The organism is Bordetella petrii (genome assembly GCF_020991325.1).
GTDB classification, from domain to species: Bacteria; Pseudomonadota; Gammaproteobacteria; order Burkholderiales; family Burkholderiaceae_B; genus Bordetella_A; species Bordetella_A petrii_E.
In genome coordinates, this window is the sequence record NZ_JAJMLX010000198.1 from 1 (window position 1) to 8,663 (window position 8,663).

10 protein-coding genes are annotated in these 8,663 nt (G+C 66.3%); 5 read left to right on the top strand and 5 right to left on the bottom strand.

Annotation, left to right across the window (positions count from 1 at the left end):
• Positions 1–777: aconitase family protein (locus LPZ50_RS17640; RefSeq protein ID WP_268903464.1), on the bottom strand; the 777-nt coding region annotated here is incomplete at its 3' end.
• A 57-nt stretch (positions 778–834) separates the two neighbouring features.
• A complete protein-coding gene (locus tag LPZ50_RS17645; protein ID WP_230663129.1) occupies positions 835–1,821 on the bottom strand; it encodes a tripartite tricarboxylate transporter substrate binding protein in 987 nt (328 codons plus the stop codon).
• A 145-nt stretch (positions 1,822–1,966) separates the two neighbouring features.
• Here LPZ50_RS17645 and LPZ50_RS17650 point away from each other — a divergent pair, with 145 nt between their 5' ends.
• From LPZ50_RS17650 to LPZ50_RS17660, 3 genes are all read left to right on the top strand, one after another.
• Positions 1,967–2,890, top strand: coding sequence for a LysR family transcriptional regulator (locus tag LPZ50_RS17650; RefSeq protein ID WP_230663131.1), 924 nt, complete (start codon positions 1,967–1,969; stop codon positions 2,888–2,890).
• Between the two features lie 139 nt (positions 2,891–3,029).
• A complete protein-coding gene (locus LPZ50_RS17655; protein ID WP_230663132.1) occupies positions 3,030–3,374 on the top strand; it encodes a toxin in 345 nt (114 codons plus the stop codon).
• Complete coding sequence (locus LPZ50_RS17660; RefSeq protein ID WP_230663134.1) at positions 3,371–3,685, top strand: helix-turn-helix domain-containing protein; 315 nt, start codon at positions 3,371–3,373, stop codon at positions 3,683–3,685. Before LPZ50_RS17655 ends, LPZ50_RS17660 begins: the two co-directional genes overlap by 4 nt.
• Positions 3,686–3,750: 65 nt before the next feature.
• On the opposite strand, the gene LPZ50_RS17665 is transcribed toward LPZ50_RS17660, so the two are convergent.
• Together LPZ50_RS17665 and LPZ50_RS17670 are read right to left on the bottom strand one after the other, a co-directional pair.
• On the bottom strand, positions 3,751–4,749 hold the full coding sequence (locus LPZ50_RS17665; protein WP_230663136.1) for a Bug family tripartite tricarboxylate transporter substrate binding protein: 999 nt from the start codon (positions 4,747–4,749) through the stop codon (positions 3,751–3,753).
• A gap of 71 nt (positions 4,750–4,820) precedes the next feature.
• Positions 4,821–5,483 (bottom strand): RraA family protein, encoded by a 663-nt coding sequence (locus LPZ50_RS17670; RefSeq protein ID WP_230663138.1) that lies wholly within the window; start codon positions 5,481–5,483, stop codon positions 4,821–4,823.
• 135 nt (positions 5,484–5,618) lie between these two features.
• On the opposite strand from LPZ50_RS17670, the gene LPZ50_RS17675 reads away from it, so the two are divergent.
• Positions 5,619–6,338, top strand: coding sequence for a GntR family transcriptional regulator (locus tag LPZ50_RS17675; protein WP_230663140.1), 720 nt, complete (start codon positions 5,619–5,621; stop codon positions 6,336–6,338).
• 164 nt (positions 6,339–6,502) lie between these two features.
• Here the strand turns inward: LPZ50_RS17675 and metK are convergent, their stop codons facing one another.
• The gene (metK, locus tag LPZ50_RS17680; protein WP_230663142.1) at positions 6,503–7,666 is read right to left on the bottom strand and encodes a methionine adenosyltransferase; all 1,164 of its coding nucleotides are present in this window, start codon (positions 7,664–7,666) and stop codon (positions 6,503–6,505) included.
• A 277-nt stretch (positions 7,667–7,943) separates the two neighbouring features.
• Between metK and LPZ50_RS17685 the strand changes: the two genes are divergently transcribed.
• Positions 7,944–8,663 (top strand): lysophospholipid acyltransferase family protein (locus tag LPZ50_RS17685; RefSeq protein WP_230663144.1); only part of this gene is annotated, 720 nt, incomplete at its 3' end.

An 8,663-nucleotide genomic window follows, 5' to 3' on the forward strand; every position in this document is an offset into this window, starting at 1 on the left:
CGCGTAGTACAAGGCCAGGTGGGGCGCGCGGGCCTCGACGTACTGGCGCGTGGTGTCGTCCGGCGCGATCAAAGCGGCCCGCGCGCCCGCCTCGACGGTCATGTTGCACAGGGTCATGCGGGCCTCGGCGGACAGGCCGTCGATGGCGGTTCCGCAGTATTCCACCGCGAAGCCGCGCGCGCCCTGCGCGCCCAGGCGATGCACCACATAAATGACCAGGTCCTTGGCCGACAAGCCGGCCGGCAGCCGGCCATCGATGCGCACCCGCATCTTGCGCGCCACGCGGTACACCAGGGTCTGCGTGGCCAGGATGTGCTCGACCTCGGAAGTGCCGATGCCGAATCCCAGCGCGCCCAGGGCGCCATAAGTGGTGGTATGGCTGTCGCCGCACAGCACCACCATGCCGGGCAGGATCATGCCGTGCTCGGGCGCCACCACGTGCTCGATGCCCTGCAGCGGGTCGGTGGTATCCAGCAGCATGATGTCCTGCTCGTCGCAATTGCGCTTCAGATTGCGCGCCTGTTGCGACGACGCGGGTTCCTGGATCACGCGTTGCGCGGCGGGCACCGGGTGGGTGGGAATCACGTGGTCCACCACCGCCATCTGCTGGCCCGGCCGCAGCACCTTGCGGCCCCGGGCCGCCAGTCCGCTGAACGCCTGCGGGCTGGTGTATTCGTTCATGATGTGCAGGTCCACATACAACAGCACATGTTCGCCGTCGATGCGGGCCACTTCGTGGCTGGCCACCAGTTTGTCGTAAAGCGTCATGCCGGGCATGGTGCGGGTTCCTTCATGAAATGCCGCCTGCGGCAGCGCCGCGGGCCGCGGTCTGCCTCAGTTGGGTTGAATGCCCGCGGCCTTGATCACGCCGGCCCAGCGCGTCATTTCCGCGGCCACCATCTGGTCGGTCTGGCCCGGCGTGGAAACCAGCGGTTCGAAGCCCTCGCGCTGCATGCGCTGCACCACTTCCGGCGAGCGCAGGGCAGCGCCCAGCTTGGCGTTCAGCGTGTCCACCACCGCCTGCGGCGTGCCGGCCGGGGCGCTGATCACGAACCAGGTGTTGAACTCGTAGTCGGGCAGCCCCGATTCGGCAATGGTGGGCACGTCCGGCAACAGGGGCGAACGCGTCTTGCCCGTTACTCCCAACGGCTTGAGCTTGCCGCCGTCCACCTGGGCCTTGGCCGCCGACAGCACCGGGAAACTCATCTGCACCTGGCCGCTGATGGTGTCCAGCATGGCCGGGCCGCCGCCCTTGTAAGGCACGTGCAGGATCTGCGTCTGCGATACCGACTTGAACAATTCGGCGGCCATGTGGAAGGTGCTGCCCGTGCCCGCCGAGCCGAAACTCAGTTCATTGGCCGGCCGCGCGCGCACATAATCCAGCAGTTCGGCCACGCTGTTCACCGGCAGGCTGTTGGTTACCGTCAGCACATGCTGTGACGTCGCCACCGTGCCCACCGAGCGCAAGTCCTTGGCCGTATCGAACGGCATGTTCTTGAACAGCGAAGGATTGATCGCCAGCGACATGGTGTTGATGGACAGGGTGTAGCCATCGGGCTGCGCGCGCGCCACGGCCGCCATGCCGATATTGCCGGACGCGCCGGCGCGATTCTCGATGACCACGCTTTGCCCCAGCTGCCTGGCCCAGGCGTCGGCGATCAGGCGGGCGGTAATGTCCACGCTGCCGCCAGGCGCGAACGGCGCCACCAGCGTGATGGCCCGTTGGGGGAAGTCCTGCGCCGCCACGGGCGCCACGGCCGCGCTGCAGGCGGCGGCCAGAGCCAGCGAAGCACAGGAATATCGGAAAGCGGACGTCGTCATCGGGGGTCTCCTCGGGTGGGCTCGCCGGTGGCGGCCGGGGTTGTGGTGTTGTGCGGCCAGTGTATAGGCCTGTTTGGTTCTTATAATTAATTCACCACTAAACCTTTATTCAATTCAATTTAATAATCGACGCGAAGGTGCCTTGATGGATGCACTGTCCGACCTGGCTTTTTTCTCGCTGCTGGTCAAGCACGGCAACCTGTCGGCGGCCGCGCGCGAACTGGGCCTGACCCCGCCGGCCGTCAGCACGCGGCTGGCGAATCTGGAACGGCGGCTAGGCGTGCGCCTGCTGAACCGCACCACCCGGCGCGTCAGCGTCACGCAGGAAGGCGAGCTGTACCTGGCCGAGGGCAGCCGTATCCTGGCCGATCTGGAAGACCTGGAACGCAATGTGGCCAGCACCCGGGCCCAACCGCGCGGGCTGCTGCGGCTGAACGCCACCTTCGGGTTTGGCCGCGCGCATATCGTGCCGGCCGTATCAGACTTCGCGCGGCAGTATCCCGAAGTGGAAGTCCAGATGCGCCTGACCGACAGGCCCGTCAACTTGATGGACGAAGGCTTCGACGTGGCCGTGCGCTTCGGCGAGCTTCCCGATGCGCGGCTGACGGCGCGCCTGGTGGCATCGAACCGCCGCCTGCTGTGCGCGTCGCCCCAGTACCTGCGCAACCATGGAGAACCCCGCAATCCCGGCGAACTGCAGCGCCACCGCTGCATCGTGGTGCGGGAGAACGACGTGGCCTACGGCACCTGGCACTTGCGGTCCGGCCTGCGCGCCGAAACCGTGAAAGTGCGCGGCCCGCTCAGTTCCAACGATGGGCAAAGCGCCCTGGAATGGGCGCTGGACGGGCACGGCATTGTGATGCGTTCGGAATGGGAAACCGCGGCGTACCTGCGCTCGGGCCGGCTGCGGCGCATTTTGCCCGACTGGAACACTCCGCCCGCCGACATTCACGCGCTGTACCCCGAACGCCTGAACCTGCCCGCCAAGACGGTGGCCTTCGTGGACTTCCTGGTGCAGCGCTTCGCCAGGCACGTGCGGCAGCCGGGCGGCGATCAAGCGGTGTGGTAGCCCGCCGGGCAGGCCAGGCGCGTGTGATCGTTGTATCACTGGCGTGCGCCACCGCTACTTCGCGACAGATATGCTTCCTGACCGTTCCCCGGGATCTTTGCCCAGTGGGACATTTTTATACGTAATTTACGTATAATTCATGGAAGCACTGTTTATCGAATTACCGCCGTTCGAACGGCACCGCCGGCATTACTTGACGGATGACGCCTTCGAAGAATTACAAGCGTCGCTCATGCGCCACCCGGAAGCCGGAAAACTCATCCCGGGTACGGAAGGCTTGCGCAAATTGCGGTTCGCTGACTGCCGCCGCCAGAAAGGCAAGCGCGGTGGAATACGGGTGATTTACTTTTGGTGGTCGTCCCATTCGCAATTCTGGTTGTTTACCTTATATGGCAAAGATCTCCAGGACGATCTCACCGCAGCACAAAGGGTTTTGTTAAGCCAAATGCTAAACAACGAACCGCACGCCGGGGTGCCATCATGAAACGAGACATCTTTGAAGAACTGGCCGAGGGCTTCGATGCGTTGAGTGATCAGCGGGCCGGCAAACGCACGCTGCGTGCCCACGCTGCGCGCCTGAGTGAATTGCGTCCTGTATCCGCAAATGAATTGACCGCGCTGCGTGAGCACTTGAACATGTCGCGGGCGCTATTCGCCATGTACTTGCGTACCAATACGCGCACGTTGGAAAACTGGGAACAGGGGCGTGTCAGCCCCAACGCTCAGGCCACCGCGCTGATCAGGCTGGTAGAGAAATACCCGGAAACGCTTGATCGCCTGGCAACGCTGGCCTGATTCTCCCGCAAGGCGAACATGCCGGGCAACACAGGCGGCTGGCGCCCACGCTGCCCGGACATGGCTCAATCCACCTTCGCGCCCGAGCGCTGTACCACTTCTTCCCAGCGCGGCACTTCTTCCTTGATGAACGCGGCGAAGGCATCCGCGCTGCGGCCGCCCGCCTTGGCCGAGCCCATGTCGGCCAGCTTGGACGCCACGTCGGGCGAGGCCAGGGCGCGGTTGACGGCCTCGTTCAGGCGCTGCGTCAGTTCCTTTGGCAGGCCGGCGGGCGCGAACACGCCGTACCAGTTGGTAATGACGAAGCCCGGATAGCCCGCTTCCACCATGGTGGGCAGCTTCGGGAAGGCATCGGCGCGCTCGGCGCCCGTGGTGGCCAGCGGCTTGACCCGCTCGGCGCGGGCCTGCGGCAGCAGCGCGGCCGTGGTCTCGAAGGCGATCTGCACCTGGCCGGCGATCACGTCGGTCATGGCCGGCCCCTGGCCCTTGTACGGAATGTGCATCATGTCCACGCCCGCGCGCAGCTTCAACAGTTCGCCCGCCAGGTGCTGCGGGCTGCCGCTGCCGCCCGAGGCAAAGTTGTATTTGCCCGGCTCGCGCTTGAGCAGGTCCAGCAGTTCGCCCACGGTATCGGCGGGCACCTTGGGGTTCACGTACAGCACCAGCGGCACGGCCGCCACCTCGGCGATGGGCTGCAGGTCTTTCACGGGATCGATACGCAGCTTGTACAGATTGCGGTTGATGACCACCCCGGTGTTATTGCCCAGCAGCAGCGTGCAGCCGTCCGGCGCCGAACGCGCGACGAACTCGGTGCCGATATTGCTGCTGGCGCCGGCCTTGTTGTCGACGACTACCGGCACGCCCAGCGATTCCTGCATCGACGGGGCCAGCAGCCGCGCCAGGATATCGGTGGTGCCTCCCGGCGGATAGGGCGACACGAAGCGCACATTCGGGCAATCCAGTTTGTCGGCCGCCAGGGCCGGCGCGGCGGCGCCGCAGGCACCCAGCGCCAGGATGGCGGCCGAGATTGTCCGGCGCGCCTGGATCGGGGAAGTGAAAAACATGGTGAGTCTCCTGTGTTGTTCTATGCAAGGGGAAAATCGCGCGGGCGGCAGGCCGGCCGCGCAGGGGCGGGTTATTCGGCGCCGCGCTGCAACGTGTGATAGCCGTGCTTGCGCCGCGCATCGCTCAGGCGCGCGCCGGCCAGGGCTTCGGCCAGAATGGCGGCCTCGGCCTGGCGCATGGCCAGGGCGCGTTCGAACACCTCGCGCGCCCGCGCGGCCGGCACCACCACAATGCCGTCCTGGTCGCCCACCAGAATGTCGCCGGGGCAGACGCGCACATCGCCCAGGCTGACGGGCGCTTGCAACGCCTCGACCTGCACGCGGTCTTTGCCGGTGCGCATGAAGCGGCCGCGGCTGTACAAGGGATAGCCGCAGGCATCGGCCTCGGCGGTGTCGCGACACACGCCGTTGATCACCGTGCCGGCCACGCCGCGCTGGCTGGCCAGGCGGCTGAGTATGCCGCCCCAGACGGTGCAGTCGGGGCGCCCGCCGTTGTCCAGCACCACCACCGCGCCCACCGGCACGTCGTCGATGAAATCGCCCACGGTGCCCTTTTCCGCCGTGTCCACTGGCGCGAAGCGCACGGTATAGGCCGGCCCCAGCACGCGCGGCGCGCCTGCCACGCGCCCTATGCCCAGCGCGCTGCCGGGCAGGTGGAAAAAGTCCAGGGCGTCCGAGATTTCAGCGGTGCTCAATTCGCGAATCGCGTCGCTGATGGAAAAAACCTGCGTCACTTGCGTCTCCGGCGGGATGTTGTATTGAAGACAATTTATATCATTTTGTCTGACAAAACAAAAGGGATTGCCACATCAACTATGCAGTTCGGCCAGCCTGTATAGTTGGCAATCCTGTGATCTGCCCGCTGTCCGATGCCCACTGCCTCCGCCGAATCCGAACCCACCCGCGCCCCGGGAATTCCCAAGCGCACACAGGTGGCCGACCTGCTGCGCGATGCCATGCTGTCCGGCCGCCTGCTGCCGGGCACGCGGCTGATCGAACGGGAAATCTGCGAACTGACGCAGGCCAGCCGGCCGCTGGTGCGCGAAGCGATCCTGCAACTGGAAATGGAAGGGTTCGTGTACAGCGCACCGAACCGCGGTTCGGTGGTGGCCACGCTTACCGCGGATGAAGCCGCGAACATCTACCAGGTGCGCGGGGTACTGGAAGGCCTGGCGGCCAAGAATTTCATCGCCATGGCCACCGCCCCCGAACGGCAGGCCCTGCGCACCGCGCTGGACGAACTGCAGGCCCGCATCGACGTCGGCGATGTGCCGGGCCAGTTGGCCAGCATCGAAGCGTTCTACGATGCCCTGCTGGACGGCTGCTATAACCCCACCCTGGCCGAAACGCTGCGCCTGATGCACGGACGCATTGCGCGGCTGCGCGCCACGTCAATTACCAGCCCGGGACGGGCCACGCAATCACACCGGGAAATGTCGCTGATCGTGGACGCGATCGATGCCCATGACGAACAGGCGGCCTGGAACGCCTGTGTGCGGCACATGGAACTGACCGCCGCGGTGGCGCTGAAGGTGATCAGCCGCATCCAGTCGAAGCCCACCGGGCGCGGACGCGCAGCGGGCCACTGATAAGAATTCCGCGGCATACGGGGTCGGACACCCAAGGTGTCCGACCCCACGGCGCTACCTCAGCCGTCGTGGGGAGTTTTCGCGGGCACTGTCCAGGTGTCTGGCTCCCGCCAGGGTGCCAGACACTGAAGCGGCCGGGCAGGCCGGCACCGCGGCGCCGCCCGTCAGGCCGCCTGCTTCAAGGCCTGGGCCTTGTCGGTGGCTTCCCACGAGAACTCGGGTTCCGAGCGTCCGAAGTGGCCATAGGCGGCCGTCTTGCTGTAGATGGGGCGCAGCAGGTCCAGCATGTTCACGATGCCCTTGGGGCGCAGGTCGAAGTGTTCGCGCACCAGCCTGGCGATCTGGTCGTCGGGGATGACGCCCGTGCCTTCGGTGTACACCGTGATGTTGATGGGCTCGGCCACGCCGATGGCGTAGCTGACCTGCACCTGGCACTGGCGCGCCAGGCCGGCGGCCACCACGTTCTTGGCCACGTAGCGCGCCGCGTAGGCCGCGGAACGGTCGACCTTGGAGGGGTCCTTGCCCGAGAACGCGCCGCCGCCGTGCGGGCAAGCGCCGCCGTAGGTGTCGACGATGATCTTGCGGCCGGTCAGGCCGCAGTCGCCCTGCGGGCCGCCAATGACGAAACGGCCGGTGGGGTTGACCAGGAACTTGGTCTTGGGCGTGATCAGGCCTTCGGGGAAGCTGGGCTTGATGATGTCTTCGATGACGGCCTCATGAATGGCCGCCTGAGAAATCTCGGGGGCGTGCTGGGTGGACAGCACCACGGTGTCCACCTCGACCGGGCGGCCATCCACGTAGCGGAACGTGACCTGCGACTTGGCGTCCGGACGCAGCCACGGCAGGCGGCCGTCTTTGCGCAGTTCGCTCTGGCGCTGCACCAGGCGGTGCGCGTACCAGATGGGCGCGGGCATCAGGTCGGGGGTTTCGTCGCAGGCATAGCCGAACATCAGGCCCTGGTCGCCGGCGCCCTGGTTCAGATAGTCTTCCGAGGTGCGGTCCACGCCCTGGGCGATGTCGGGCGACTGCTTGTCGTAGGCCACCAGCACGGCGCAGCCCTTGTAGTCGATGCCGTAATCGGTATTGTCGTAGCCGATGCGGCGGATGGTGTCGCGCGCAACCTGGATGTAATCGACGTTGGCCGTGGTGGTGATTTCGCCCGCCAGCACCACCAGGCCGGTGTTGCACAGCGTTTCGGCGGCCACGCGGGCGTTGGGGTCGTGCGTGAAGATGGCGTCGAGAATGGCGTCGGAGATCTGGTCGGCGACCTTGTCGGGATGCCCTTCCGAGACGGATTCGGAGGTGAAGAGAAAATCGTTGTTGGCCACAGATGCGTCCTTACGAAACCGGCAGCAAGCCGGCACACAGGTTGAACGAGGCGCGTAGCGCCCCAAATCAGACACCTGCATACGACGATCTGGGCGCGACGCTTTAGCGGATTTTGCCTGAAACGCGCAATGCGCCCCGGGCGTCGCCCCGCAAGTTGTCGGTTAACTCGGCGATGGGGGCCATTTTAGGCGAAAATGCCCGCTTCATGCTCGCCGCATGAATCCGCACCCCACCGGGACACGCCCGCCGCGCGCCCCGCCAGCCCTGATGCCCTGCATGCTGCTAGCCCTGTTCCGCGCCGTTGCCTTGCTTCCCCTGCCCCTGCTGCATGCCGTGGGCCGGCTGGCGGGCCTGCTGATCTACCTGTGCCCGGGCCGCTACCGCCAGAGGCTGCGCGCCAATGCGGCGCAGGCTGGCTACCCTGGCGCGGCCTTCGCGCGCCGCGCCGCCGCCGAAACCGGCGCCATGATCCTGGAAATGCCCAAGGTCTGGTTCCGCAGCGCCGAAAGCCTGGCCAGGACAGAATCCGATGAATTCCACGTCGTCGAACAGGCCCTGGCCGAGGGCCGCGGCATTCTGTTCCTGACGCCGCACCTGGGGTGCTTCGAGATCACCGCGCGCTATGTCGCGATGGCCCGCCACACGCCCATTACCGTGATGTTCCGGCCGCCGCGCATGGACATGTTCGCGCCTTTGCTGGAAACGGCGCGCAACGTCTCGGGCCTGACCGCCGTGCCGGCCAGCATGCAAGGCGTGCGCGAATTCGTGCGGGCACTGCGCCGCGGCGAATCGGTGGGCCTGCTGCCCGACCAGGCGCCGGGCGAAGGCGAAGGCGTATGGGCACCCTTCTTCGGCCGCATGGCCTACACCATGACCCTGCCGGGCAAGCTGGCTACCCAAACCAAGGTGGCGGTCATCGTGGTGGCGGGCGAACGCCTGCCGCGCGGACGCGGCTGGCGCGTGCATTTCGCCCGCGTGCCCGAACCCCTGCCGGCC

Excerpts from the sequence above, each read along its gene's own strand:
- LPZ50_RS17655 (WP_230663132.1), top strand. The coding sequence starts at position 3,030 with ATGGAAGCACTGTTTATCGAATTACCGCCGTTCGAACGGCACCGCCGG.
- LPZ50_RS17645 (WP_230663129.1), bottom strand. The coding sequence starts at position 1,821 with ATGACGACGTCCGCTTTCCGATATTCCTGTGCTTCGCTGGCTCTGGCC.
- LPZ50_RS17660 (WP_230663134.1), top strand. The coding sequence starts at position 3,371 with ATGAAACGAGACATCTTTGAAGAACTGGCCGAGGGCTTCGATGCGTTG.
- LPZ50_RS17665 (WP_230663136.1), bottom strand. The coding sequence starts at position 4,749 with ATGTTTTTCACTTCCCCGATCCAGGCGCGCCGGACAATCTCGGCCGCC.
- LPZ50_RS17675 (WP_230663140.1), top strand. The coding sequence starts at position 5,619 with ATGCCCACTGCCTCCGCCGAATCCGAACCCACCCGCGCCCCGGGAATT.
- LPZ50_RS17650 (WP_230663131.1), top strand. The coding sequence starts at position 1,967 with ATGGATGCACTGTCCGACCTGGCTTTTTTCTCGCTGCTGGTCAAGCAC.